This window comes from Bradyrhizobium sp. McL0615 (assembly GCF_049993905.1).
GTDB lineage: Bacteria > Pseudomonadota > Alphaproteobacteria > Rhizobiales > Xanthobacteraceae > Bradyrhizobium.
Genome location: NZ_CP188254.1, coordinates 5,579,466 through 5,603,819, shown reverse-complemented (window position 1 = coordinate 5,603,819; position 24,354 = coordinate 5,579,466). Strand labels below are relative to the sequence as shown.

Annotated in this window: 22 protein-coding genes; 9 read left to right on the top strand and 13 right to left on the bottom strand. The window is 63.9% G+C overall.

All coding sequences use genetic code 11. The features are described 5' to 3' along the window. The first annotated feature begins 76 nt into the window (after positions 1-76). Positions 77-1,312 carry an MFS transporter gene (locus ACPPVP_RS26770; protein WP_426526032.1) on the top strand — a complete coding sequence of 412 codons (1,236 nt, stop codon included), beginning with the start codon at positions 77-79 and terminating at the stop codon, positions 1,310-1,312. 209 nt (positions 1,313-1,521) lie between these two features. Here ACPPVP_RS26770 and rpmG read toward each other — a convergent pair whose 3' ends face one another. Both rpmG and ACPPVP_RS26760 read right to left on the bottom strand, forming a co-directional pair. Beyond that, positions 1,522-1,689, bottom strand: coding sequence for a 50S ribosomal protein L33 (gene rpmG / locus ACPPVP_RS26765; RefSeq protein ID WP_027537094.1), 168 nt, complete (start codon positions 1,687-1,689; stop codon positions 1,522-1,524). 126 nt (positions 1,690-1,815) lie between these two features. Further along, entirely contained in the window at positions 1,816-3,141 is a 1,326-nt protein-coding gene (locus ACPPVP_RS26760) for an LLM class flavin-dependent oxidoreductase (protein WP_426526030.1), read from the bottom strand. A 215-nt stretch (positions 3,142-3,356) separates the two neighbouring features. Between ACPPVP_RS26760 and ACPPVP_RS26755 the strand changes: the two genes are divergently transcribed. Further along, positions 3,357-3,872, top strand: a complete 516-nt coding sequence (locus tag ACPPVP_RS26755) for a GDSL-type esterase/lipase family protein (RefSeq protein WP_426526028.1) — start codon at positions 3,357-3,359, stop codon at positions 3,870-3,872. Between the two features lie 11 nt (positions 3,873-3,883). Here ACPPVP_RS26755 and ACPPVP_RS26750 read toward each other — a convergent pair whose 3' ends face one another. Genes ACPPVP_RS26750 through topA form a run of 4 tightly spaced genes read right to left on the bottom strand, consistent with a single transcriptional unit; the run spans position 3,884 to position 10,196 of the window. Beyond that, entirely contained in the window at positions 3,884-4,621 is a 738-nt protein-coding gene (locus ACPPVP_RS26750) for an NUDIX hydrolase (protein ID WP_426526026.1), read from the bottom strand. 38 nt (positions 4,622-4,659) lie between these two features. After that, entirely contained in the window at positions 4,660-5,097 is a 438-nt protein-coding gene (locus ACPPVP_RS26745) for a DUF983 domain-containing protein (RefSeq protein WP_426526024.1), read from the bottom strand. Further along, on the bottom strand, positions 5,085-7,424 hold the full coding sequence (gene rnr, locus ACPPVP_RS26740) for a ribonuclease R (RefSeq protein WP_426526022.1): 2,340 nt from the start codon (positions 7,422-7,424) through the stop codon (positions 5,085-5,087). Before rnr ends, ACPPVP_RS26745 begins: the two co-directional genes overlap by 13 nt. After that, entirely contained in the window at positions 7,425-10,196 is a 2,772-nt protein-coding gene (gene topA / locus ACPPVP_RS26735; protein ID WP_426526020.1) for a type I DNA topoisomerase, read from the bottom strand. Between the two features lie 230 nt (positions 10,197-10,426). Between topA and ACPPVP_RS26730 the strand changes: the two genes are divergently transcribed. Next, the gene (locus ACPPVP_RS26730; RefSeq protein ID WP_426526018.1) at positions 10,427-10,681 is read left to right on the top strand and encodes a hypothetical protein; all 255 of its coding nucleotides are present in this window, start codon (positions 10,427-10,429) and stop codon (positions 10,679-10,681) included. Positions 10,682-10,841: 160 nt separating this feature from the next. On the opposite strand, the gene ACPPVP_RS26725 is transcribed toward ACPPVP_RS26730, so the two are convergent. Further along, entirely contained in the window at positions 10,842-11,318 is a 477-nt protein-coding gene (locus ACPPVP_RS26725; RefSeq protein ID WP_426526016.1) for a winged helix-turn-helix transcriptional regulator, read from the bottom strand. A gap of 112 nt (positions 11,319-11,430) precedes the next feature. Between ACPPVP_RS26725 and ACPPVP_RS26720 the strand changes: the two genes are divergently transcribed. After that, the gene (locus tag ACPPVP_RS26720; protein ID WP_426526014.1) at positions 11,431-12,204 is read left to right on the top strand and encodes a glucose 1-dehydrogenase; all 774 of its coding nucleotides are present in this window, start codon (positions 11,431-11,433) and stop codon (positions 12,202-12,204) included. Between the two features lie 89 nt (positions 12,205-12,293). Here the strand turns inward: ACPPVP_RS26720 and ACPPVP_RS26715 are convergent, their stop codons facing one another. Both ACPPVP_RS26715 and ACPPVP_RS26710 read right to left on the bottom strand, forming a co-directional pair. After that, entirely contained in the window at positions 12,294-13,937 is a 1,644-nt protein-coding gene (locus ACPPVP_RS26715; protein WP_426538076.1) for a methyl-accepting chemotaxis protein, read from the bottom strand. Between the two features lie 329 nt (positions 13,938-14,266). Beyond that, entirely contained in the window at positions 14,267-14,875 is a 609-nt protein-coding gene (locus ACPPVP_RS26710; RefSeq protein WP_426526012.1) for an FMN-dependent NADH-azoreductase, read from the bottom strand. Between the two features lie 100 nt (positions 14,876-14,975). On the opposite strand from ACPPVP_RS26710, the gene ACPPVP_RS26705 reads away from it, so the two are divergent. Beyond that, positions 14,976-15,377, top strand: a complete 402-nt coding sequence (locus tag ACPPVP_RS26705) for a winged helix-turn-helix transcriptional regulator (RefSeq protein WP_426526010.1) — start codon at positions 14,976-14,978, stop codon at positions 15,375-15,377. A 55-nt stretch (positions 15,378-15,432) separates the two neighbouring features. On the opposite strand, the gene dprA is transcribed toward ACPPVP_RS26705, so the two are convergent. Beyond that, on the bottom strand, positions 15,433-16,557 hold the full coding sequence (dprA, locus tag ACPPVP_RS26700; protein ID WP_426526008.1) for a DNA-processing protein DprA: 1,125 nt from the start codon (positions 16,555-16,557) through the stop codon (positions 15,433-15,435). A gap of 118 nt (positions 16,558-16,675) precedes the next feature. On the opposite strand from dprA, the gene ACPPVP_RS26695 reads away from it, so the two are divergent. Next, complete coding sequence (locus ACPPVP_RS26695) at positions 16,676-17,914, top strand: amidase (protein WP_426526006.1); 1,239 nt, start codon at positions 16,676-16,678, stop codon at positions 17,912-17,914. 97 nt (positions 17,915-18,011) lie between these two features. Here the strand turns inward: ACPPVP_RS26695 and plsY are convergent, their stop codons facing one another. The 3 genes from plsY to ACPPVP_RS26680 are packed head-to-tail and all read right to left on the bottom strand — an operon-like array spanning position 18,012 to position 20,885. Next, the gene (gene plsY, locus ACPPVP_RS26690) at positions 18,012-18,599 is read right to left on the bottom strand and encodes a glycerol-3-phosphate 1-O-acyltransferase PlsY (RefSeq protein ID WP_426526004.1); all 588 of its coding nucleotides are present in this window, start codon (positions 18,597-18,599) and stop codon (positions 18,012-18,014) included. Positions 18,600-18,625: 26 nt separating this feature from the next. Beyond that, the gene (locus ACPPVP_RS26685) at positions 18,626-19,927 is read right to left on the bottom strand and encodes a dihydroorotase (RefSeq protein ID WP_426526002.1); all 1,302 of its coding nucleotides are present in this window, start codon (positions 19,925-19,927) and stop codon (positions 18,626-18,628) included. Between the two features lie 4 nt (positions 19,928-19,931). Next, positions 19,932-20,885: an aspartate carbamoyltransferase catalytic subunit gene (locus tag ACPPVP_RS26680; RefSeq protein ID WP_426526000.1), complete on the bottom strand. Its 954-nt coding sequence runs from the start codon at positions 20,883-20,885 to the stop codon at positions 19,932-19,934. A 192-nt stretch (positions 20,886-21,077) separates the two neighbouring features. On the opposite strand from ACPPVP_RS26680, the gene ACPPVP_RS26675 reads away from it, so the two are divergent. The 3 genes from ACPPVP_RS26675 to ACPPVP_RS26665 are packed head-to-tail and all read left to right on the top strand — an operon-like array spanning position 21,078 to position 24,343. Continuing rightward, positions 21,078-21,869, top strand: coding sequence for a M15 family metallopeptidase (locus tag ACPPVP_RS26675; RefSeq protein ID WP_426538074.1), 792 nt, complete (start codon positions 21,078-21,080; stop codon positions 21,867-21,869). A 22-nt stretch (positions 21,870-21,891) separates the two neighbouring features. Continuing rightward, positions 21,892-23,535 carry an acyl-CoA dehydrogenase family protein gene (locus ACPPVP_RS26670; RefSeq protein ID WP_426525998.1) on the top strand — a complete coding sequence of 548 codons (1,644 nt, stop codon included), beginning with the start codon at positions 21,892-21,894 and terminating at the stop codon, positions 23,533-23,535. 28 nt (positions 23,536-23,563) lie between these two features. Continuing rightward, positions 23,564-24,343, top strand: coding sequence for a CPBP family intramembrane glutamic endopeptidase (locus ACPPVP_RS26665; protein ID WP_426538072.1), 780 nt, complete (start codon positions 23,564-23,566; stop codon positions 24,341-24,343). Positions 24,344-24,354 lie beyond the last annotated feature (11 nt).

Sequence of the window (24,354 nt, the reverse complement as noted above, 5' to 3'; positions counted from 1 at the left end):
CAGGTCTGTGTACCTATTTCAGATATCAATTTCAGCACGCGGCGGTCGAATCGCGCCCCTGGGGAGAATAAAAACAATGGCCCTGCTGCAAATCCTGCGGCCCACGCTTCCCATCCTGATCGGCGCCTCGCTGATGCTCACCTTGAGCATGGGCCTGCGGCAGAGCTTTGGCATCTTCATGCAGCCGTTGACGCACGACATCGGAATTTCGGTGTCGCAGTTCACGTTGGCGCTGGCTGTGCAGAACCTCGCCTGGGGATTCCTGCAGCCGGTCGCCGGCGCCATGACGGTGCGCTACGGCTTCCGTCCGATCATGATCGTGGGCTCGCTGATGTACATCGTGGGCCTTGCCCTGATGGCGACCGCGCAGGGGATGATCCCGATCCTGATCGGCGCGGGCGTGCTGATCGGCGTCTCGCTGGCCTGCACGGCCAATGCGATTGCGATGTCGGTTTCGGCGCGCGCGGTGCCGGCCACCGTGCGCAGCACCGTGATGGGCATGGTCTCGGCGGCGGGATCGCTCGGCGCGTTGGTGTCGGCGCCGGTCGGGCAAATGTTGAATGAAGGTTTTGGCTGGCGCGTGGGCGTCGCCGGCTTCGTGATCCTGTCGCTGTTCATGCTGCCGGCGGCCTGGTATGCGGGCCGGGCCGACAGGATTCCGCTGCCGCCCAAGGCCGCCGACGACATCGGCGACACGTCCGCTGCAACAGCCACGAAGATCGCTTTCGGCAACGCCTCGTTCGTGGTGATGACCTGCGCCTATTTCGTCTGCGGCATGCAGCTCGTGTTCCTGACCACGCACCTGCCGTCCTATCTCCTGATCTGCGGCCTCGATCCGATGCTGAGTGCGCAGACGCTCGGCATGATCGGCGGCTTCAACGTGCTGGGCAGCCTGTTCTTCGGCTGGGCCGGTCAGCGCTGGAACAAGCTGGCGCTGCTCGGGATGATCTACATCCTGCGCTCGCTCGCACTCGCCTGGTACTTCATGCTGCCGGCGACGCCGGCGACCACGCTCCTGTTCGGGGCGATCATGGGTTTCCTCTGGATGGGCGTCGGTCCGCTGGTTGCGGGCGCCGTCGTCGAAATGTTCGGCATGAAATGGCAGGCGATGATTCAGGGCCTCGCCTTCATGAGCCACCAGATCGGCTCGTTCCTCGGCGCTTATGGTGGAGGGCTGATCTACGACCAGCTCGGCTCCTACACCATGGCGTGGCGGATCGGTGTAGCCCTGGGGCTGGCCGGCGGCATCATCCAGGTCGCGTTCGCGCTGATCCGGCCGAGTGAGCCGCCCCGGCAAATGCAGACGGCGTAAGGATCCAACCCATCACCAGTCGTCATCACCCGCGAAAGCGGGTGATCCAGTATTCCAGAGGCAGCAGTGGCGTAATCGAGAGGCCGCGGCGTACTGGGTCCCCCGCTTTCGCGGAGGACGACAACGGAGGGTGCAGCGGCCAAGCGGAGCGCAACAAAAAACGGGGCCTAAAGGGCCCCGTTCAAATCCGTCAGCGATGCGCCTACGAATTACTTGATCTTCGATTCCTTGAACTCGACGTGCTTGCGCGCGACCGGGTCGTACTTCTTCTTGACCAGCTTGTCGGTCATGGTGCGCGAGTTCTTCTTGGCGACGTAATAGAAGCCGGTATCCGCCGTGGAAACGAGCTTGACCTTGATGGTGACCGCTTTGGCCATGTTCTCAAACCTCAAATAGGGGGATATCAGGCGCCGGCCAAACCGGCCTGCATCTGCCGCGCAACCTAGCTTCTGATCGCCCAAAGTCAAGGTTTTCGGGGCAAAAACCGGCTTGATTCGGCGGGATTAACCCTCAAAGAACCGGTTTTTCGGCCTCGGCAGCCCCAGATTCTCCCGCAGCGTCTTGCCCTCATACTCTTTCCGGAAAATCTCGCGCTTCTGCAGTTCCGGCACCACCTTGTCGACGAAATCGTCAAGCCCCGCGGGCAGGAACGGGAACATGATGTTGAAACCGTCGCTGCCGCGGCTCATCAGCCAGTCCTCCATCTGGTCGGCAATCGTCTGCGGCGTGCCGACGAACGATAGCCCGCCATAGCCGCCGACGCGCTGGGCGAGCTGGCGCACGGTGAGCTTGTCGCGCGCGGCGACATCGACGAGGCGCTGGCGTCCGCTCTTGCTGGCGTTGGTTTCGGGGATCGGCGGCAACTGCCCGTCGGGATCGAAGCCGGAGGCGTCGGTGCCGAGCTGGACCGAGAGCGAGGCGATGGCTGAATCGTAATGCACCATGCTGTCGAGTTTTGCTCTTTTCTCTTTGGCTTCATCGACGCTGTCGCCGACCACGACGAAGGCACCGGGCAGGATTTTCAGGTGCTCGGGGTTGCGGCCGATCTTCTCCATGCGGCCCTTGATGTCGGCATAAAGCTTCTGCGCGTCGGCGAGAGGGCCGCCACCGGTGAATACGGCTTCTGCCGTTTCCGCCGCGAGCTGCTTGCCGTCCTCGGACGCGCCGGCCTGCACGATCAGCGGCCAGCCCTGGACGGGACGGGCAATGTTGAGCGGCCCGCGCACTGAGAGATATTTGCCCTTGTGATTGAGCACGTGCATTTTCGCAGGGTCGAAAAAGAGCCCGGATTCGACGTCGCGCACGAAGGCGTCGTCAGCAAAGGAATCCCACAAACCCGTCACCACGTCGTAGAACTCCCGCGCCCGCTTGTAGCGCTCGGCGTGCTCCATATGGTCGTCGAGCCCGAAATTCAGCGCGGCGTCCGGATTGGAAGTGGTCACGATATTCCAGCCCGCGCGCCCGCCCGAGATGTGGTCAAGCGAAGCAAAGCGCCGGGCGACGTGATAGGGCTCGTCGAACGTGGTCGATCCCGTCGCGATCAGGCCGATATGTTCGGTGGCGCCGGCCAGCGCCGACAGCAGCGTGAACGGCTCGAACGACGTCACCGTGTGGCTGCGCTTGAGCGCATTGACGGGCATGTTCAGCACGGCGAGGTGATCGGCCATGAAGAAGGCGTCGAACTTGCCGGCCTCCAGCTTCTGGATCAGCTTCTTGATATGCGGGAAATTGAAGTTGGCGTCAGGCCATGCGCCGGGATAGCGCCAGGCGCCGGTGTGGATGGAGACCGGCCGCATGAACGCGCCGAGCTTGAGTTGCCGCTGTGCCATTGCCCCGTTCCGTAGCTGTTATTGTTGGGGAACAGATAGGGAGGCGGTCAGGATTGCGCCATCAGGTCGGGCCGAGAAGAATTTTGCGAATTAAACGACATCAGGAGGATATTTCCGCGTCACTTCTCGCCGTGAGCGTGCATATCGGATATTTTGTTGGTGGTGCGGGTTACCGTTGTACGAACTAGCCGTAACCCCGTCGCATGGAGGGGCGCATGAGTTTTGCGGCAAGGCTGTTTCTGCTCGTTGGTTTCCTCGTTGTGCCGATGCTCGGTTCAGCCGATCCGGCGCAGGCCCAGATCGTCGCCATCGGCGCGAGCAATGTTGCGGGACGAGGCGTCAGCAGTTCAGATGCCTGGCCGGCGCAACTCGAGCGCATGCTGGTGGCGAAGGGCCGCAGCGTTCACGTGACAAACGCCGGAATTAACGGGGATACCAATGCGGGAATGCTGGCCCGGATCGATTCCGTGGTCCCGCAGGGGACGAAGATCGTGCTCCTCGATCGATATGGCGGTGGCTGGAACGGGAGGCGGCTGGGTAAGGGTGATCAGAACGCGGAACTGGCCGCGATCGAAGCTCGGCTTCGTAGCCGAGGCATCAAAATTATCCCAATGTGGTGGAACGCCGCCTTGCGCCAATACTTGCAGCCAGACGGCATTCACTTCACGGTGGAGGGGCACCGGCTGGTCGCCACCAGAATGCTGCCAGCGGTCATGGCCGCCGTTCGCTGATCGGCGGAAGCCTAAGCCCCCAGCACGTCCTTCTGCATCTTGCCGCCGTAGAAATGAAAGAACGGCACCGGTGCGTCGTGTTTCAACGGCCCAGTGGCCAGCCGTCGGTCGAGTTCGGCGAGCACGTTCTTGGTCATGGCATGCGCGTCGGCGAGCGGCCGCGAGCCGATCTCGACCCACACCAGTTCGACCAGCTCGGCATCGGCATGGATCACGCCTTCGACGCGATGGGCGATGCTGGAGGCATCAGCGGTGAAGAAGCGCGTATCGAAGCGGCGGACGCGGCCGGGCGGGGTGATCGCGCGCGCGATCAGGAACAGGCTCGACGGATCGGGCAGCAGGCCTGCTTCCGTGAACGGTTGCCAGGCGCCGTCGAGCTTCGCAGGCTTGTCGACCTTGCGGCCGAGGCAGAGCCCGGTTTCCTCGCAGGCCTCGCGGATCGCGGCAACCGCGAGCGCGCGCGCCCGCGAAGGCGCGATCTTCGGACTGCCCTTGAGCAGGTTCGCCTCAAGCTCGGCGGAGATCGGAGCGGCGACGGGAATGCGGTTGTCGGCTTTATCGACACGGCCGCCCGGGAAAACATACTTGCCCGGCATGAACACGACCTTGTCGTGGCGTTTGCCGACCAAGACTTTCGGCTTGTCACCGGATCGGTCGATCAGGATCAGCGTCGCCGCGTCCTTCGGACGAAAGTAAGGATGGTGATCGGCTTCTTTTCCTTCGATGACGGCGGTCGCGGCTTCGGTCATTCCATCCCCGTTTGATGCTCTTGTTCTTTTTGGTTTAGCTAGACCGGCGGAATGTCGGAAGGGGCATTCTCGTCAAAGCCATGCATGCGCAATGCCCATTGGAAGCCGACCACGGCGCCTTTCACCGGCTGCAGCAACGCGAGCGATGCGATGAAGGTGAATGGCAGATAGATCGCCAGTTGCAGCCACACGGCCGGCGAATAATTGGTTTCGATCCACAGTACCGCGGGCACGACGATATGGCCGACGATGATGATCACGAGATAGGCGGGCAGGTCGTCGGCCCGATGCGGCGTGTAGTCGAGGCTGCAGACCGAGCAGTGGTCATCGACCTTCAGGAAGGCGCGAAACAGCTTGCCTTGGCCGCAGCGGGGACAGCGGCCGCGAAAGCCGCGCTTCATCGCGGTCCAGACGTCACGCTTCTCGGCCTGCACGGTATTCCGGCTCCATGTCGTCGCGGTGCTCACCGTTTCCATGACTTGCCTTTCTTCGGTTTACCGGGCTTTGGTTTGCCCGGCTTGCGATCCTTCTTGCGCGGGCTACGGCCCGGATGCGCTTTCGACGGTGTGGCCTGCGCTCTCGAACCTTCGCGCCCGCCGTCGCGTTTTCTGCCGCGCGGAATGACCTGGCCTTCCGTCAATAGCTCAAACCGTAACGCGCCGGCCACAGGTGCAGCTTCTACCAGACGCACGTCGACAACGTCACCCAATCGGTGCATGGCACCGCTGCGTGAGCCGACGAGCGCGTGACGCGTCTCGTCGAAATTGTAGTATTCGGTGCCAAGCGTGCGGATCGGGATCAGCCCGTCGGCGCCGGTATCAGATAACTTCACAAACAGGCCGGCGCGGGTGACGCCGGAAATTCGCCCCTGAAACGTCGCGCCGATACGGTCGGCGAGGAAATGCGCGATCAGCCGATCGGCCGTCTCGCGTTCCGCCTTCATCGCGCGGCGCTCGGTCACCGAAATCTGCGCCGCGACCTCGCTGAGCGTCTCCAGCGTCTCGGTTTCCGGCAATGCGCCTTCGCCGAGGCCGAGCGCGCGGATCAGCGCGCGATGCACGATCAAATCAGCGTATCGCCTGATTGGCGAAGTGAAATGCGCGTAGCGGCGAAGGTTGAGGCCGAAATGGCCATAATTCTCCGCCGAATATTCCGCCTGCGCCTGCGAGCGCAGCACCACCTCGTTGACCAGCGGTTCGTAATCCTCACCGCGAACCTGGCCGAGCACGCGGTTGAACAAAGCAGGGCGCAACGCACCGGTTTTCGCAAACGGCAGGTCGAGCGTTTTCAGAAACTCCTGGAGGTTATGAACCTTCTCCTGGGACGGCTCGTCGTGTACCCGATAGATAAGCGGCAACGCCTTCTTTTCAAGCATTTCGGCGGCGGCGACGTTGGCGAGGATCATGAATTCCTCGATCAAGCGATGCGCGTCGAGCCGCTCGGGCACGATGACGCGATCGACTGACCCGTCGGGCTTGAGCAGGATTTTTCGCTCGGGCAGATCGAGATCGAGCGGATCGCGCTCGTCGCGGGCGAGCTTTACCAGCGCGTAGGCGGTGTAGAGCGGCTTCAGGATCGGCTCCAGCAGCGGGCTGGTGGTGTCGTCGGGCCTTCCGTCAATGGCGGCCTGCGCCTGCGCGTAATTCAGCTTGGCGGCCGAGCGCATCAGCACGCGATGAAAGCTGTGGGAACGCTTGCGGCCGTCGGGGCCGATTACCATTCGCACCGCGAGCGCGCCGCGTGGCTCGCCGGGCACCAGCGAACAGAGATCGTTGGAGATGCGTTCGGGCAGCATCGGCACGACGCGGTCGGGGAAATACACCGAGTTGCCGCGCGTCAGCGCGTCGCGGTCGAGCGCGGAGCCCGGCCGCACATAGAAGGCGACGTCGGCAATGGCGACATGGACGATGTAGCCACCCTTGTTGCCCGGATCGGGGTCGGGCGCCGCATGCACCGCGTCGTCATGATCCTTGGCGTCGGGCGGGTCGATGGTGACCAGCGGCAGTTCGCGCCAATCCTCGCGGCCCTTCAGTGTGGCAGGCTGCGCTTCCTCGGCCTCGCGCACCGCGCTCGGCGAAAAGGCTTGCGGAATTTCGTGAGCGTGGATCGCGATCAGGCTGATCGCCTTCTCGGTCGCAAGCGATCCAAGCCGCTCCTTCACCTTGCCGGAAGCAAGCCCATAGCCGCGGGTGCGCACGAGATCGACGCTGACGAGGTCGCCATCCTCGGCGCCACCGGTGTCCGATGGCGCGATGTTCAGTTCGCGCCCGGCCTGCTTCTTGTCGACGGGCACAAGACGCCCGCCACCGCCGGGCGCTTTCCGGAAGATGCCGAGTAGGCGCGTCCGGGCGTGATCGAGGACCTTGATGACGCGCCCGCGATAAAGCGCGCCGTCACCCTCATCCAGCTTCTCGACGCGCATCAGCACGCGGTCGCCGACGCCGGCAGCGGTTCCCGGCTGCGGGCGGCGCGGCACGTGAATGCGGATTTTTGGCGCGGGGCCGCTTTCTTCCGTGTCCCACTCGGTGGGTGTAGCGAGCAATTCGCCGTCGGTGTCGCGGCCGGTGATGTCCGCGACCACGGTGGGCGGCAGGGTGGCGGGCTGGTGGATTTTCCGCCCGCGTTTGGCGATCGCGCCGTCATCGGCAAGTTCGCGCAGAATGCGCTTCAGCTCGACGCGGTCGGCATTCTTCAGGCCGAACTCGCGGGCGATTTCCCGCGTGCCGATCTTGCCCGGATTCGCACGGATAAAGGCGACGATGGCGTCCCGGCTTGGAAAACCATTGTCGTGTTTTGTCTTCACTTATCCCCGGGCCTTGCCCGCGCTCTTCTTCGCAGGCGTCTTGGGTGCAGGGGCGGGCTTCGCCGCCGATGTCTTCGCGGCGGAGGCGACCGGCGCGCGCGCCTTGCTGACGGCTTCCGATTTCGGCTTCACTGCTGCTTTTTTCGCGGCCGCCTTCTTCGCTGGCTTTGGCGCATCGGGATCGGCTGCTTTGGCGGCTGCTTTCTTCGGCGCGGCCTTCTTCGCTGCAGCCTTCTTGGCGCCGCGCTTCGGCTTGCCGCCGCCCTTGGCGGCGCGCTCGTCGATCAGCGAGATGGCTTCGGCGAGCGTGATCGTTTCCGGCGTCTTGTCGCTCGGGATCGTGGCATTGACGCCGCCGGCCGTGACATAGGCGCCATAGCGGCCGTTCTTGACCGCGACGCCGCCAAGGCTCGGATGCTCGCCAAGCGGCTTGCCAGGATCGGCGCCGAAGCGGCGGCCGCTCGGGCCTTTTGCGATCTTCTCCGCAATCAGCGTCACCGCGCGGTTGAGGCCGATGTCGAACACTTCATCCCCGGCTTCCAGGCTCGCATAGGTCTTTTCGTGTCGCACGAACGGGCCGAAACGGCCGATGCCGGCGGTGATCGGTTCGCCGGTCTCCGGATGTTTTCCGATTTCGCGCGGCAGCGATAACAGCTTCAACGCCAGTTCGAGCTCCATGTCGCCGGGCGACATGTTCTTCGGAATGCCGGCGCGCCGGGGTTTTTCGCCCTCGGCATAATCCTTCTGCTCGCCGAGCTGGATATAGGGGCCGAAGCGTCCGGCCTTCACCGTCACGTCGAGATCGGTTTCCGGGTCCTTGCCGAGGACGCGGTCGGCGCTGGCTTCGCTATCGGCGGCGAGCGGCCGGGTGTAGCGGCATTCCGGATAGTTCGAGCAGCCGACGAAAGCGCCGAACTTGCCGGCCTTGAGATTGAGTTTACCGGTACCGCAGGTCGGGCACTGCCTGACATCGCCGCCATCGGCGCGGGCGGGGTAAATGTGCGGACCCAGCATGTCGTCGAGCGCATCCAGCACTTCGGAGACGCGCAGATCCTTGATGTCGTTGACCGCGCCGATGAAGCCGGTCCAGAATTCCTTCAGCACCTGCTGCCAGGAAATCTCGTTGTTGGAGACGCGGTCGAGTTGTTCTTCCAGCGCGGCGGTGAAGTCATACTCCACATAGCGGGCGAAGAAGTTTTCGAGGAACGCGACCACGACGCGGCCCTTGTCCTCGCCATGCAGCCGCTTCTTTTCCAGCTTGACGTAACCGCGGTCCTTCAGGACCTGCAGGATCGAGGCGTAGGTCGAGGGACGGCCGATGCCGAGCTCCTCCATGCGCTTGACCAGCGACGCTTCGGAGAAGCGCGGCGGCGGCTCGGTGAAATGCTGCGTGACGGCGAGATCCTGCCGCTTCAGGGCTTCGCCCGCGCTCATGGCGGGGAGGCGGCGCGAATCCTCGTCGTCGCCGTCGTCGTCCTTGCCTTCCTGGTAGAGCGCAAGGAAGCCGTCGAACTTGATGACCTGGCCCGAGGCGCGTAATTCCAGCATGCGTGCGCCGGCCTTTGCCGCGATATCGACGGTGGTGCGCTCGAGCTCGGCCGATTCCATCTGGCTGGCGATGGTGCGGATCCAGATCAGCTCGTAGAGCTTGGCCTGATCAACATCGAGACGCCGGCGCATCTCGGCGGGACGGCGCGACAAATCGGTCGGGCGGATCGCTTCGTGCGCTTCCTGCGCATTCTTGGCCTTGGTTTGGTACTGGCGCGGCGCGTCCGGCACATAGGCTTTGCCGTAATCCTCGCCGATCACGTTGCGGGCCTGCGTGATCGCGGAGCCGTCGATCTGCACGCCGTCGGTTCGCATATAGGTGATGAGGCCGGTGGTCTCGCCGCCGATGTCGATACCTTCATAAAGCCGTTGCGCGATCCGCATGGTGTGCGCGGGCGCAAAGCCGAGCTTGCGGCTGGCCTCCTGCTGCAGTGTCGAGGTGGTGAAGGGGGCCTGCGGATTGCGGCGCGCGGGTTTTGCCTCAACGGTCGAAACCGTGAAGTTTGCCGCTTCAATCGCCTTCTTGAGGTCTTCGGCTTCCGCGCCCGAGCCGATGTCGAGGCGCTGGATCTTCTTGCCGTCGGCGCCGACAAGGCGCGCTTCAAAACTGTCGCCGCGCGGCGTCGTCAGCGTCGCCACCAGCGACCAGTATTCGCGCGGCACGAACTTTTCGATTTCGAGTTCGCGGTCGCAGACCAGCCGCAGCGCGACCGACTGCACGCGGCCCGCCGAGCGCGCGCCCGGCAGCTTGCGCCACAACACCGGCGAGAGCGTGAAGCCGACCAAATAGTCCAGCGCGCGGCGCGCCATGTAGGCGTCGACCAGCGCGCCATCGATCTGGCGCGGCGACTTCATCGCATCGGTCACAGCCTGTTTGGTGATGGCGTTGAACACCACGCGCTCGATCTTCTGATCTTTCAGCGCGCGTTTCTCTTTCATCACTTCCAGCACGTGCCAGGAGATCGCTTCACCCTCGCGATCAGGGTCGGTTGCGAGAATCAGCCGGTCGGCGCCCTTCAGCGCCTTGGCGATGTCGTTGAGCCGGCCGGCCGCCTTGGGGTCGACCTCCCAGATCATCTGGAAATTGGCCTCCGGATCGACGGAGCCATTTTTGGCGGGGAGGTCGCGAACATGGCCGAACGAGGCCAAAACCTCGTAGGAGGCGCCCAAATACTTATTGATAGTCTTGGCTTTCGCCGGCGACTCCACGATGACGATATTCATGTCATTCCAATGGCTTACGGGAGGAGATAAAGGCGGGTTCCGCGAGACTCGCGGCCCACCGATTGGACCCGAACATGGGTGGTGAGGCGGCCCCTGTCAAATCGGCAGATGTCCACCACGTAACTTTACGGATCGACTTTATGTCTAGGCAGCTCCGAAATGCGCCCTAGAGTTGCGCCCGCAAAGGGGTTATTTTTGAGCAATATTGTATTCGATTGGATGCAAGTTTTTTGAGCAAGGCTGGAGGCGGCCGGAAGCGAAAAGCTTCAGGCAAACGTCGGGAAGCGCCGCCCGAGGAACGTACCGCTGAACGAGGCGAGGAGGGCGGCCCCGACGAGGCCGTGGCCTTCATTGCGGAGACCGTTGCCGAACTGGTCAAGCTGGCGGCGCGCCACCGGCTCGAGGTGCTCGGCCATTTGCTCGGCATGGCGCAGCTCGAGGCGGAAGAACGCCTGCGCACCCGGAGCAAGCACAAGCTGTCGTGACGAGCGGGTTTGTTTACCTCGCCCCGCCTGCGGGGAGAGGTCGGATCGCCATCGGCGATCCGGGTGAGGGGGTACAGGTCTATCAATTGGCGGGAGCGCTTGCGGCAGCCCCTCACCCCAACCCTCTCCCCGCAAGAACGGGGAGAGGGAGAAAACTCGCTCATCCGACCACGCGCTTGCCCTGCTTTCCTGCCGTTCGCGGCTTCAGCGCGATATCGCCCGCACTCAATATCCGCCCGTCCTGCGAATAGAGTTCGAGCTTGCGCACCGGCTTGCCCTTTTCCTTGTCGACGAGAATGGTGGCGATCTCTTCCGGGTGCGCGTCGAATTCCTCGCTCCATTGCCGCAGGGCGACCATGATCGGGAATACACCATGGCCTTTCGGCGTCAGCAGATATTCCTGATACGCGCTGCCCTCGGAGGCCGGCGCGGTCTTCAGGATGCCCTGATCGACCAGCGCGCGCAGCCGCACGGTGAGAATGTTCTTGGCCAGCCCCAGTCTCTTCTGGAATTCGCCGAAGCGGCTGACCCCGAGAAATGCCTCGCGAAGGATCAGCATCGACCACCAGTCGCCGATCGCATCCAGCGAGCGCGCCACCGGGCAGCCGTCGTGCTCAAAGCTCGTCTTTTTCACCATCGCAAACTCCGGGCGGGATTGAGAAACGATCACGGCCTTGTGTAGTTGCAATATTAAACCAGATGCCCTAGGTAGGCAATCTAGTTTAATAACGCAACCATCGGAGACAGCCATGAGGCTCGCGAACAAGACGGCGCTGATCACAGGCGGCAACAGCGGCATCGGTCTGGCGACCGCAAAACTGTTCGTGGCGGAGGGGGCCAAGGTCGTCATCACGGGGCGCAATCAGGCGACGCTCGATGCTGCGGCCAGGGAATTAGGTCCGAACGCGCTTGCGCTCGTGGCTGATGCCACCGACATCGCAGCGACCGAAGCAGCGATCAGGAAGGGGGCCGAAAAATTCGGCAAGTACGACATCCTGTTTGCGAATGCCGGTATCCCGGGAGCCACGCCGCTCGGCGGCGCCGACCTCGAGACGTTCGAAAAAGTCATCCGCACCAACCTCACCAGCGTGTTCTTCACCGTGCAATCCGCGCTGCCATATCTCAACGATAACGCCTCCATCATCCTCAACGGGTCGGTGATTTCCGTGCTCGGCAGTCCCGGCTATTCGGCCTATGGCGCGGCGAAAGCCGGGGTGCGCGCAATGGCGCGGATCATGGCGTCGGAATTGTCGCCGCGCGGTATCCGCGTCAACGTGGTCTCGCCCGGGGCGATTCGCACCCCGATCTGGGGCGCTGCGATCGCGACGCCCGAAGCCGAGAAGGCGTTCGAGAAGCGCATCGGCGCAACCACGCCGCTCGGCCGCATCGGCGAACCCGACCACATTTCCAAGACGGTCCTGTTCCTGGCATCAGATGATGCGGCCCATGTGCAGGGCCAGGAATTGTTCGTCGACGGTGGCGCGACAGCCTCTCCGAGCGGTGCGCCGATCTATCGGGGATGAGATGGTTTTGCAGCAATTAGGCATACCTATGCGAACGAGGAGAGCCGCTTGAGTGAACAAGCGGCTCTCGAACGCAACCAGGTGAGCCATCAGGCGGCCCGAACCGAAGTGAGGAACTTCGCGACTTCGATCTTGAGGCGATTGCTGTCGCCCGACAGCATTTGCGCCGAGGACAGTACCTGCGAGGATGCCGACCCGGTCTCGGTGGCACCGCGCTGGACGTTGGTGATGTTGGAGGAGACCTGCTGGGTGCCTTCGGCAGCCTGCTGGACATTGCGGGAAATTTCCTGAGTGGCTGCACCTTGCTCCTCCACCGCAGCCGCAATGGTCGAGGAAATCTCCGATAGCCGTTCGATCGTGCCACTGATCTCCCTGATTGCGTGCACCGACACCTGGGTCGCTCCCTGGATGCCCGAAATCTGCTGACTGATCTCGCCGGTAGCCTTCGCAGTCTGCTCGGCAAGAGCCTTGACCTCGGAAGCCACGACCGCAAAGCCACGGCCCGCCTCGCCTGCGCGCGCCGCCTCGATCGTAGCGTTCAGTGCCAGAAGATTGGTCTGGCCGGCGATGGTATTGATCAGTTCGACAACGTCCCCGATACGGGCTGCCGCCTTGGACAATTCGCCGACGCGATCATTGGTCGCCTTGGCCTGCTGGACCGCTTCGGATGCCATCCGAGCTGATTCCTGGACCTGACGGCTTATTTCGTTGACTGAAGAAGATAGTTCCTCCGTCGCGGAGGCCACCGATTGCACATTGGTGGACGCTTCTTCTGAAGCGGCCGAAACCACCGTGGCTAATTCCTGGGAGCGTTCGGCGGTCGAGGTCAATGTCGTGGCAGATGCTTCAAGTTCGGTCGAGGCTGAAGCGACAGTCTCCACGATCTCGCCGATCGCGCGTTCAAAGCCGTCAGCGAGCTGCAGCATGTCCGCTCGACGCTGTGCGGCCACGCCGGCTTCAGCCTCTTTCTGTTCCTGTTCCATGCGGATCTTGGCGAGGCCGTTCTGCTTGAAAACCAGCGCTGTCCGCGCGACGTCACCGACCTCGTCCGCTCGTTCCGTGCCATGTACGTCCAGGTCATACTTGCCAGCGGCGAGCTGTTTCAGCAGCTCGACCACCGCGCGGATCGGCCCGGCAACCCCGTACTGGCCGACAATAAAGCCGAACAGCACACCAACGAACACGCTGCTGAAGGCGAGAATTTCCAGAAGCCGCGAGGCGGATGCATACTCTTCCTCCGCTGCCTTGTTGTTCTCGGCGACTCGCTCGTCCATCCGCGTCGCCACCGCCCGGATAGCAACCTGCAGGGCCTCTGCCGCGGCCCGGCTCTTCATCGCGACGTCGCGTAGCTTCGCGGCCGATTGCGTGATATCGGCGGACTTTGCTTCGTCCACAGAGTGAAGCGTTTGCGCCAATTGCGTCTGGTAGGTGGCGAGAGCCGATCTGACCGCCGGGAACAATGCCTGGGTTTTCTGATCGCTGGTCTTGGCAACTTCAGTAAGCCGCTCCTCCAGCTGCTTGACCTGCTCGTCTATAACGGCGCGCGCAGCCAGCCTGTTTTCATCGCGCGGGTCGAGCGCACTGCGAAATTCGGCGCGATTCATCGACACCACGTTGTTGTTGGCGCGGGTGGCGAGCAGGGCCCGTTCCGCAGACCTCTTCATCGTATCGGACCGCTCGCTCACCGAATGCAGGGACGACACACCTATCCAGGCCATCACGCCGGTGATCATCGACAGCACAGCGATGATCGCCAATATTTTCGTGAGTATGCGAAACCTGGCCATGAACAGCCCCCTTTTTTCTTCGGATCGAATCCCGAAAACAAAGGTAAGAGGCCGTTCTTTCGCTAGTGTAAAGTTGACGGACCGTACAATTACGGCTCCGCTGCCGGTTGCTGGCAAGCGAAGTGCGTGACCCAAACACCATGCATCCATTATGCGTCAACTTCAGACGCCACGTGTGCAGTAATGCCGGCTCTTTGCGCTGCTGATCTGGCTTCGCTATGGTGCGGAAAGCGGCTGCCGTCGGGCTCCGCGACGGCAGCCGCTCACGCCTCAACTCAGGCCGCGCTCAGATCGCTTGCCGCCTTCAGCGCGCCGGCTACCGCCTTTTCGCGATGCTCGGGACCGACCTGGATGCCGTCGGCGGAAATGAATTCCGGATTCTTGATTCCGATGAAGCCGAACACCCAGCGCAAGTAAGTTTCGAGATGTTCCCCGACCGCGGCCGGCGTGCCGGGGCCATAGAAGCCGCCACGCGAGATCGCGACGATGACGCGCTTGTTGCCGGCCAGACCCTCGACGCCTTGCGCGCCGTACTTAAATGTCTTGCCCGCGACCAGGATGCGGTCGATCCAGGCCTTGAGCTGGCTCGGAATCGTAAAATTGTACATCGGCGCGCCGAGCACGATGATTTCGGCGGCCAGAAACTCTTCCAGCACGGTCTGACCGGCGGCGATATCCTCCCGCAGCGATGCGTCCGGGGTGGCCCCTTGGCCAGCGGCGAGGTGCGAACCGGTGAGATGCGCCAGCGGCGTCAGCGTGAGATCGCGATAGCTGACGTCGAGGCCGGGCGTCGATTGGCGCAGCCGTTCGACAATGGCGGCGGAAACCTGGCGGCTGACGGAGTGGGGGCCGAGAACGCTGGAGTCGATGTGCAGAAGTTTCATGGTAGATGTCACCCTTCGGTATAGGTTTGTAACTGGCGCTATATGAGTGACCGTGGCAAACCCCCGCAAGAACGCACATTTTTTACACCCGAGCACAGCCATGAGACCCGAGCACAAGATTGTGCCTGCCTTGCCACCGAGCCCGCATGCCGACGGCAGTTGCCGCGCGGTGGCTTCCGTGCTGGCCCGCGTCGGCGACAAATGGAGTGTGTTGGTCATCATGATGCTGATCGACGGGCCGGTGCGCTTCAACGAGCTCAAGCGCAAGATCGGCGGCATCTCGCAGCGGATGCTGACGCTCACCTTGCGCGGGCTGGAGCGCGACGGGCTGGTGACGCGCACGATCTTTCCGACCATCCCGCCTCGGGTCGATTACGAACTCACCAATCTCGGCCGCGGGCTGGCGCAGCCGGTGCAGGCGCTCGGCCAATGGGCGTTCGCGCACCTGCCGGAGATCGAGGGCGCGCGGACCAGTTTCGACACGCGCAATGACAAGGGATAGCGTTTTCGAGCGAAGTGGGGACCGTCCGCGCTAAGAAAACGCGTCAAACAGGATTCTAGAGCAGCGACACCAGCCCGCCGCCGTGGCGCTCAAGCCGGCCGGCGAGTTCAAGTTCGAGCAGCACCGTCCGCACGATGGTGGGGGAGAGGCCCGACATCCGGATCAGGTCGTCGAGGCTGACCGGGCTTGGCCCGAGCAGCGTGATGATGCGTCCGCGTACATCCGGATCGATGTCGAAGTCGAGCGGCTCGTCATCGCCTTCACGCGCCTCGAGCACCATCGGCCGCTCCAGGATCGGTTGAATAGCGTTGATGACGTCGCTGGCGTCGGTGACCAGCGCTGCGCCCTGCTTGATCAGATCGTTGGTGCCGGCGGCGCGCGGATCGAGCGGCGAGCCCGGCACGGCAAACACCTCGCGGCCCTGTTCGGCCGCCATCCGCGCCGTGATCAGCGAGCCTGAACGGTGCGCGGCCTCGATCACGACGACGCCGAGCGAGGCGCCCGAGATCAGGCGGTTGCGCCGGGGAAAATCGTGGGCGCGCGGCACATGGCCGAGCGCCATTTCGGAAATCGCACCACCTTGATCGAGCAGGGCGGCGAGCAGGTTTTCATGCTCCGGCGGATAGATCCGGTCGTGACCGCCGGCCAGCACTGCGACCGTGCCGCTTTCGATCGTCGCGCGATGCGCGGCCTGATCGATGCCGCGCGCCAGGCCCGAGATGACGACGAAGCCGGCCTCGCCGAGATCGCGCGCCAATTGGCCGGCGAATTTCAGCCCAGCGCCGGAAGCGTTGCGCGAGCCGACGATCGCGATCATCGGCCGGATCAGGACGTCGGGCACGGCGCGCACGCGCACGCCGAGCAGCGGCGGCGCATCTTCAAGGGTCGCCAGCCGCGGCGGATAGGCGGCTTCGCCGGGCGCGACCAGCGTGACGCCGATCCTTTTCGACGCAGCGATCTCAGTCCGCGCTTCCTCCTCGCTGCAGATCCGCCCCGAGCGCGAAGCGCCGCCGCGCCGCGCCAGATCGGGCAACCGCTCCAGCGCCGCGCGCGCATCGCCGAAGTGGGCGATGAGCGAGTTGAAGGTGCGCGGACCGACATTGTCGCTGCGGATCAGCCGCAGCCGGTCGACCCGGTCGGTCTCGGAGAGGTGGGGCGTGAGTTGGGTCCGGTCATGCATGCGGCGGCAGCATTGCCCAACCTGAGATTGTGATCAACCTGTTTGATTGTGATGGGTGTTACGCTTGCTCGATGCCGAGGCCATCCGTAACCTGTGTTCTCATCACAGGAATGCCTTCATGATCTCGCTTGCCGACCTCCAGCGCCGCATCGATGCCGGCGACCTTTCCGCAGACGCTGCGATCGCGCAGTCGCTCGAAGCAGTCCGTGCGCATGAAAAGTCCATCGGCGCTTTCGTCTGCCATGATCCAGACGCCCGCGTCCAAAGCGCCGGGCCGTTGCGCGGCATTGCGGTCGGCATCAAGGACATTATGGACACCGCGGATTTCCCGACTGAAATGGGCTCGCCGATCTACCGAGGATTTCGGTCGCGCGGCGACGCGGCCGTGGTGATGATGCTGAAGCAGGCAGGTGCAACCATCGTGGGCAAGACCACGACCACGGCATTCGCTTCCTCGGATCCGACGCCGACGCTCAATCCGCACAACCATGGCCACACACCCGGCGGATCGTCGTCGGGGTCGGCGGCGGCGGTGGGCGCCGGCATGATCCCGCTCGCGCTGGGAACGCAGACCGGCGGCTCGGTGATCCGGCCGGCTTCGTTCTGTGGCACGGCTGCGATCAAGCCGTCCTACCGCTTGCTGCCCACCGTCGGCGTAAAATGCTATTCGTGGACACTCGATACCGTTGGGTTATTTGCGGCCGGCGTGGACGACGTGGCGCGCGGGCTTGCCGCGATGACCGGCCGGCCCGAATTGCTGCTGCCATCAGGCATTCCAACCCCGCGCATCGGCATCGTGACGCAGGATTTTGCCGATGCGCCGGAAGCAGCAGGCACGGAGGCGCTGCGGATCGCGACCAAGGCTGCGGAGCGGGCCGGCGCCTCTGTGCGAGCGCTGGCTTTGCCCGAAATCATTGCGGAGGCGTGGCGCGTGCACCCGGTGATCCAGGAATTCGAGGCCCATCAGGCGCTCGCCTGGGAATACCGCGAAAATTACGACGCGATGGCGCCCAACCTTCGCGGGCGGCTCGACGAAAGCAAGGGAGGGACACCGACCGAATACGACGAAGCCATGGCTGTTGCGGGCCGCGCGCGGCATGCGCTCGCCAAAACATTCGACGATGTCGATGTGATATTGACCTTGTCGGCGCCGGGCGCCGCGCCCAAGGGATTAAGCTCGACCGGCGACGCCCGTTACAACCGTCTCTGGACGCTGATGGGCGTGCCTTGTGTCAATGTGCCTACGTTGATTGCGGAAGGCGGCTTGCCTGTCGGCGTTACCGTGATCGCGCGATATGGCGCCGATGCGAAGGCGCTGGCGGCGGCGCGGTTTGTGGAGGACGCGCTTAAGCGGTGATGACGTGTAGCCCGGATGAGCGCAGCGACATCCGGGACGGTGTTAGACTTTTCCCGGATATCGCTGCGCTCATCCGGGCTACGAGGGCGGAGATGCTTTACGCGCCGATGCGCCCCTCAGTCCCGGACTGCAGCCGCTTGATGTTCTCGGTGTGCTTCCAGAACAAAAGCAACGTCAGCACGACGAACAGTGAGGCCAGCGCCGGGTGGCCGAACCACCACAGGAACAGCGGCGTCACGAACGCTGCGACCAATGCCGAAAGCGACGAATAGCGCGTGGTGACGGCGGTCGCGAGCCAGATCAGGCAGAACATCAAAGCCGCCGGCCAGAACAGCCCGATCAGCACGCCGATGTAAGTCGCGACGCCCTTGCCGCCGTTGAACTTGAGCCAGACCGGGAACAGGTGGCCGAGGAAGGCACCGAGCGCGGCCAGCATTGCGGCATTGGCGCCGCCGTAATAGCCGGCGATGATCACGGCGACCGTGCCCTTGAGCATGTCGCCGATCAGCGTCGCCGCGGCGAGCCCCTTGCGGCCGGTGCGCAGCACGTTGGTGGCGCCGATATTGCCGCTTCCGATCGAGCGCAGATCCTGTGTACCGGCCAGTTTGGTCAGCACCATCCCGAACGGGATCGAGCCGAGCAGATAGCCGAGCAGGAAGGCGACGATGAGGAATGCGTCAGACATGGCGGTAGCTCCCACCGCGGGATGAATCAGACATGTTCGTAGACCGTCCGTCCGCCCACGATAGTACGCACGACGCGCCCCGAGAAGCGGGCTTCGTCGAACGGCGTGTTCTTGCACTGCGATTTGAGATCGGCGGGATCGAGCACCCAGGGCGTATCGGGGTCGATCACGACGAGGTCGGCCGGGGAACCCGCACGTAGCGTGCCGCCGGGCAGGCCGAGCAGCTCCGCAGGCCGGGTCGACATCGCCCGGATCAGCGTCTTGAAGTCCATCTCGCCATTATGAATCAGCCGCAGCGCCGCCGGCAGCATGGTCTGCAGTCCGACCGCGCCGGCGGCCGCTTCCGCGAACGGCAGCCGCTTGACCTCGACGTCCTGCGGATTGTGATCGGACATCACGACGTCGATCAGGCCGGAGGCGACGGCGGCGACCAGCGCGAGGCGGTCCTCCTCGGCGCGCAGCGGCGGCGACAGTTTCAGGAAGGTGCGGTAGGGGCCGATGTCGTTTTCGTTCAGCGTGACATGGTTGATCGACACTGAGGCGCTGACATAGAGGCCGGCGTCGCGCGCGCGCTTGAGGATTTCCAGCGACTCCAGCGAGGACAGCGAGGCGGCATGATAGCGCCCGCCGGTCAGCGCCACGAGGCGCATATCGCGCTCCAGCATGACAGCTTCGGCGGCGTTGGGAATGCCGACCAGGCCGAGCCGGGCTGCGAATTCGCCCTCGTTCATCACGCCTTCGCCGACCAGGTCGGGATCCTCGGTGTGGTGCACGATCAGCGCGTCGAAATCGCGGGCATAGGTCAGCGCCCGGCGCATCACCTGGGCGTTGGTGACGCTTCGGTCGCCATCCGTGAAGGCGACCGCGCCGGCAGCCTTCAGGAGCCCGATCTCGGTCATCTCCTCGCCGCGCATGCCTTTGGTCAGCGCGGCCATCGGGTGGATGTTGACGATCGCGGTGTCGCGGGCGCGGCGCAGCACGAAGTCGACCGTCGCCGAATTGTCGATGACGGGCGAGGTATCCGGCTGGCAGATGATGGTGGTGATGCCGCCGGCGGCCGCTGCCTGGCTGGCGGAGGCAAAGGTTTCGCGGTGGCTGGCGCCGGGCTCGCCGACAAAGGCGCGCATGTCGATCAGCCCAGGAGCGACGATCTTGCCGGCGCAATTGATGATGTCGGTGCCCTCGGGCACGCCGGCCGCGCCGATGCCGCGCTTGGAGTCGCGGATGGTGCCATCGGCAATCAGGACGTCGCCGGGGCCGTCAAAGTCCCTGGAGGGATCGACGACGCGGGCATTGGCAAGCAGGATCGGGCGGCGGTCGGTCAGCATGATCTCACGCGTTCGGCAGGTTGCGGGCGAGCGCTTCGAGCACCGCCATCCGCACCGCCACTCCCATTTCCACCTGTTCACGGATCAGCGATTGCGCGCCGTCCGCCACGATCGAGTCGATCTCGACACCGCGGTTCATCGGCCCCGGGTGCATGACGAGCGCATCCGGCTTGGCATAAGCGAGCTTCTTCTGGTCGAGACCGAAATAGTGGAAGTACTCCTGACTCGACGGCACGAAGGAGCCGTTCATCCGCTCGCGCTGCAGCCGCAGCATCATCACGATATCGGCACCATTGAGGCCTTCGCGCATGTCGCGCGCGACCTCGACACCCATGCGCTCGATGCCGCGCGGCAGCAGCGTGGAGGGGGCCACCACGCGGACGCGGGCGCCCATGGTGTTGAGCAGCAGGATATTGGAGCGCGCTACCCGCGAGTGCATCACATCGCCGCAGATCGCGATGACGAGCCCTTCCAGCCGGCCTTTGTTGCGGCGGATGGTCAGCGCGTCCAGCAGCGCCTGGGTCGGATGCTCGTGGGCGCCGTCGCCCGCATTGATCACAGAACCGTCAACCTTGCGTGCCAAAAGTTCCACCGCGCCAGAGGCGTGGTGCCGCACCACCAGGATGTCCGGATGCATGGCGTTGAGCGTCACCGCCGTGTCCATCAGCGTCTCGCCCTTGCGGATCGAGGACGAGGACACCGACATGTTCATGACGTCGGCGCCAAGCCGTTTCCCCGCCAACTCGAACGAGGATTGGGTTCGGGTCGAGGCCTCGAAAAACAGGTTGATCTGGGTGCGGCCGCGCAGCGAGGCCCGCTTCTTGTCGACTTGGCGGTTGAGTTCGACATACTCCTCGGAGAGGTCGAGCAGGCCGGTGATGTCGTCGGCGGAAAGGCCCTCAATGCCCAGCAGATGCCGGTGACCGAGGACGAAAGTCGATTTTAATGCTGGGGTCATTAAAGCCAGAGCTATAGGCAGAGATGCCGGGTAGGGCAAGCCTCAAATCCCGTGTTCGGACTTATCCACTAGCGCTTCGGCGACAGGGTAAACGGTGCCTGCCGGTGTTCCGTACCGCCGGTTTCGGCTAGGGTGGCCGCGATGCATCAGGCCATGAAGAACGTGCGGCATTTCATTCAATCCGTCCGGATCATGTCGTGGGCATTGGTGATCGCCGGCAAGGGTGCGGGAAGGCCGACGGCCCTCGCGGCGATAGTCGCGGCGGTTTGCCTGGCGAGCGCCGCCGCGCAGGCGCAAAAACTGCCCGCCGGCTTCGTCTATTTGCGCGATATCGATCCGACCATCATTCAGGACATGCGCTACGCCGGCGCCAACAATTTCGTCGGCCGGCCCCTCAAGGGGTATCAAGCCGCCGAATGCGTGGTGAAGCGTGAAGTGGGCGCGCTGCTGAAGAGCGTTCAGGAAGAACTCGCGCTGCAGAGCCTGTCGCTGAAGATGTTCGACTGCTACCGGCCGACGCGCGCGGTTGCCGACATGGTGGCGTGGTCGCGCGACGGCCGCGAAACGCCGGCGCAAAAACGCTACAATCCGGCGTTCAGCAAGGCCGACCTGTTTCGCCTGGGCTACATCGCTACCCATTCGGGCCATTCCACCGGCGCCGCGCTCGACCTCAGTTTGGTCGATCTGAAAGCCGACAATTCGGCCACCTTCGATGCTGCCAAGGACTATGGCGACTGCACCGCCAATGTGAACCTGCGCGCGCCGGACGGCAGCGTCGACATGGGCACCGGGTATGATTGTTCTGACGTCAGGTCGCACACGGCGGCAAAATCCATCACGGCTGCCCAGCGCCGCTGGCGGGAGAAGCTGGTTCTGCTGATGGCGCGGCGAGGATTTGTAAACTATTCGAAGGAGTGGTGGCACTTTTCACTGCCGGGCGCGGGCGGGCAGGCCTATGATTTCCCGATCATGCCGCGGAAGTGATTCACGGTTCCCAGGACCAGCCATGAGCCAGGCAACATTTGCGACCCACGAAGTCTTCAACCAGTCGCCGCCGTTCGAAGATATCGACCTGTACGCGGTCGACCGACCGCTGGTCGAGGCGGTCGCGGCCAATGGCGGCGCGTCGGCGCAGAGCGAACTATGCGAGTTCGGCAAGCATTGGGGCTCGGCTGCGATGGCGCAGCGCGGCCGCATCGCCAACGAGAACACGCCGAAACTGCGCACCTTCGATTCACGCGGCAATCGCCGCGACGAGGTCGAGTTTCATCCGGCCTATCACGAGTTGATGGCGCACAGTGCGCATGCCGGCGTGCACAATTCGACCTGGACCGCCGACGGCAGGCCGGCGGGCGGCGCATCCGAAGTGATACGCGCGGCGAAATTCTACATGGCCGCGCAGGTCGAGACCGGGCATCTCTGCCCGATCACCATGACGCGCGCCTCCGTCGCCGCGCTCGCGGAGCAGCCCGACCTGTTGGCGAAGGTGATGCCGGTCCTCGCAACGCGTTCCTATGACCCCAGCTTTGCGCCGTGGCCGACAAAACGCGGCATGACGCTCGGCATGGGCATGACCGAGAAGCAGGGCGGCACCGACGTGCGATCCAACATGACGCGGGCGGAGCGCGACGGCAGCGCCTACCGCATCACCGGGCACAAATGGTTCATGTCGGCGCCGATGTGCGACGCCTTCCTGGTGCTGGCGCAGGCCGAGGAGGGCCTGAGCTGCTTCCTGATGCCGCGTTTTGCGCCGGATGGCACCATCAACGCGATCCATTTCCAGCGGCTCAAGGACAAGCTCGGCAACCGCTCGAATGCTTCCTCCGAAGTCGAGTTTCACGGCGCCTATGCCGAGCGCGTCGGCGCCGAGGGCAAGGGCATCCGTACCATCATCCAGATGGTGCAGTTGACGCGGCAGGATTGCGCGATTGCTTCCGCCGGCCTGATGCGATCAGGCCTGGCGCACGCGTTGCATCATGCGCGGCATCGCAGCGTGTTCCAGAAACATCTCGCCGATCAGCCGCTGATGCAGGCGGTGCTGTCGGACATGGCGCTGCATGTCGAGGCGACCATCGCGCTGGTGATGCGGCTGTGCCGGTCGTTCGATCGCGCGCCCGTTGATGCCAAGGAAGCGGCCTATATGCGGCTGCTGACGCCCGCCATCAAATACTGGGTCTGCAAGAGTGCGCCAGGCTTTCTCTATGAGGCGATGGAGTGCCTCGGCGGCAATGGTTACGTGGAGGAGGGCATACTGGCGCGGCATTACCGGGAGTCGCCGGTCAATGCGATCTGGGAAGGCTCCGGCAATGTGATGTGTCTCGATGTCCTTCGTGCGCTGTCGCGGGAGCCGGAAGTCGCGTCCAGCATCGTGCATGAACTGACCGGCGAGACACTCGGATTGCCGGGCGCGGGTGAGGCCGTCACCTTCATCGGCAAGGCGTTCCGCCGGCCGGACAGCGAGCGTGTCGCGCGGCTGGCGGTCGAGAAGCTGGCGCTGCTGGCGGCTTCCGCCGCGCTCAATGCCGTCTCAGTGCGGCATGCGCAGTTGTTCGCCGCCACGCGCCTTGCCGGGAATCACGCCGGCATGTACGGCGCGGTCGATCTGGCCCATGACGACATCAGCGGCCTCTTCGGGCGCGCGCTGCCGTGAATTCGATCTCCCCAATGAAAGCCTTCTGATGGACTCCCTTACGCCCGCAAGCGCTGTTGCCGTTCCGCCCGCGGTTCCCGACCAGCCGCCACGCGTCTGGAAGTTCTGGGGCACGACGCTGTGGGGCCTGTTCATCTTCGCTGCGATGTTTCTCGGCCAGGCCGCGGTCATCGCCTACTTTGTGCTGCGGCAGGGCGGATCGTTCGATATCGCCGAAGCGATCCGCGTGGTTGGCAGCGGTCTGACCATCTCGCTCTCGGTCATCCTGGGATTGCCCGCCGTGCTGCTGGCGACGTGGATCGCGATCCGTCCGACGCGGATGACCTTTACCGATTATCTGGCGCTGCACGGGACCTCATGGCGCAATTTCTTCGTCGGTGTCGCGGCGCTGGCCATCCTTGTCGGTGGCTGGGACCTGCTGTCGCGGGCGCTCGGACGCGAGGTGACGCCAGGCTTCATGGGCGAGGTGCTGAAATCCGCGCAGGCCGACGGCGCGCTGTGGCTGCTGGCGATCGCGTTCTGCCTCGCCGCGCCGATGTGGGAAGAGATATTTTCGCGCGGCTTCCTCTATCGCGGTTGGTCGGAATCTAAGCTCGGCGTCGCCGGCGCGATCTTCCTGTCGTCGCTGGCCTGGACCTCGCTGCATCTGCAATACGACTGGTTCTTCTTCGGCGAGGTTTTTTCGCTCGGCCTGCTGCTGGGATATCTGCGCTACCGCACCAATTCGACTTGGCTCACGATCGCCCTGCACGGCATCAACAATCTGGCCGCGACGATTCAGACGTTCTGGCTCGCTGGACATTCCTGATCTCGAACTGA

What these genes read in the sequence shown, in the direction of transcription:
- topA (WP_426526020.1), bottom strand. Translation starts at nt 10,196, where the DNA reads ATGAATATCGTCATCGTGGAGTCGCCGGCGAAAGCCAAGACTATCAAT.
- ACPPVP_RS26760 (WP_426526030.1), bottom strand. Translation starts at nt 3,141, where the DNA reads ATGGCACAGCGGCAACTCAAGCTCGGCGCGTTCATGCGGCCGGTCTCC.
- ACPPVP_RS26680 (WP_426526000.1), bottom strand. Translation starts at nt 20,885, where the DNA reads ATGACCCCAGCATTAAAATCGACTTTCGTCCTCGGTCACCGGCATCTG.
- ACPPVP_RS26710 (WP_426526012.1), bottom strand. Translation starts at nt 14,875, where the DNA reads ATGAAACTTCTGCACATCGACTCCAGCGTTCTCGGCCCCCACTCCGTC.
- ACPPVP_RS26720 (WP_426526014.1), top strand. Translation starts at nt 11,431, where the DNA reads ATGAGGCTCGCGAACAAGACGGCGCTGATCACAGGCGGCAACAGCGGC.
- ACPPVP_RS26750 (WP_426526026.1), bottom strand. Translation starts at nt 4,621, where the DNA reads ATGACCGAAGCCGCGACCGCCGTCATCGAAGGAAAAGAAGCCGATCAC.
- dprA (WP_426526008.1), bottom strand. Translation starts at nt 16,557, where the DNA reads ATGCATGACCGGACCCAACTCACGCCCCACCTCTCCGAGACCGACCGG.
- ACPPVP_RS26705 (WP_426526010.1), top strand. Translation starts at nt 14,976, where the DNA reads ATGAGACCCGAGCACAAGATTGTGCCTGCCTTGCCACCGAGCCCGCAT.
- ACPPVP_RS26715 (WP_426538076.1), bottom strand. Translation starts at nt 13,937, where the DNA reads ATGATCACCGGCGTGATGGCCTGGATAGGTGTGTCGTCCCTGCATTCG.
- ACPPVP_RS26755 (WP_426526028.1), top strand. Translation starts at nt 3,357, where the DNA reads ATGAGTTTTGCGGCAAGGCTGTTTCTGCTCGTTGGTTTCCTCGTTGTG.
- ACPPVP_RS26675 (WP_426538074.1), top strand. Translation starts at nt 21,078, where the DNA reads ATGTCGTGGGCATTGGTGATCGCCGGCAAGGGTGCGGGAAGGCCGACG.
- ACPPVP_RS26685 (WP_426526002.1), bottom strand. Translation starts at nt 19,927, where the DNA reads ATGCTGACCGACCGCCGCCCGATCCTGCTTGCCAATGCCCGCGTCGTC.
- ACPPVP_RS26770 (WP_426526032.1), top strand. Translation starts at nt 77, where the DNA reads ATGGCCCTGCTGCAAATCCTGCGGCCCACGCTTCCCATCCTGATCGGC.
- ACPPVP_RS26695 (WP_426526006.1), top strand. Translation starts at nt 16,676, where the DNA reads ATGATCTCGCTTGCCGACCTCCAGCGCCGCATCGATGCCGGCGACCTT.
- ACPPVP_RS26725 (WP_426526016.1), bottom strand. Translation starts at nt 11,318, where the DNA reads ATGGTGAAAAAGACGAGCTTTGAGCACGACGGCTGCCCGGTGGCGCGC.
- ACPPVP_RS26745 (WP_426526024.1), bottom strand. Translation starts at nt 5,097, where the DNA reads ATGGAAACGGTGAGCACCGCGACGACATGGAGCCGGAATACCGTGCAG.
- ACPPVP_RS26670 (WP_426525998.1), top strand. Translation starts at nt 21,892, where the DNA reads ATGAGCCAGGCAACATTTGCGACCCACGAAGTCTTCAACCAGTCGCCG.
- plsY (WP_426526004.1), bottom strand. Translation starts at nt 18,599, where the DNA reads ATGTCTGACGCATTCCTCATCGTCGCCTTCCTGCTCGGCTATCTGCTC.
- rpmG (WP_027537094.1), bottom strand. Translation starts at nt 1,689, where the DNA reads ATGGCCAAAGCGGTCACCATCAAGGTCAAGCTCGTTTCCACGGCGGAT.
- ACPPVP_RS26665 (WP_426538072.1), top strand. Translation starts at nt 23,564, where the DNA reads ATGGACTCCCTTACGCCCGCAAGCGCTGTTGCCGTTCCGCCCGCGGTT.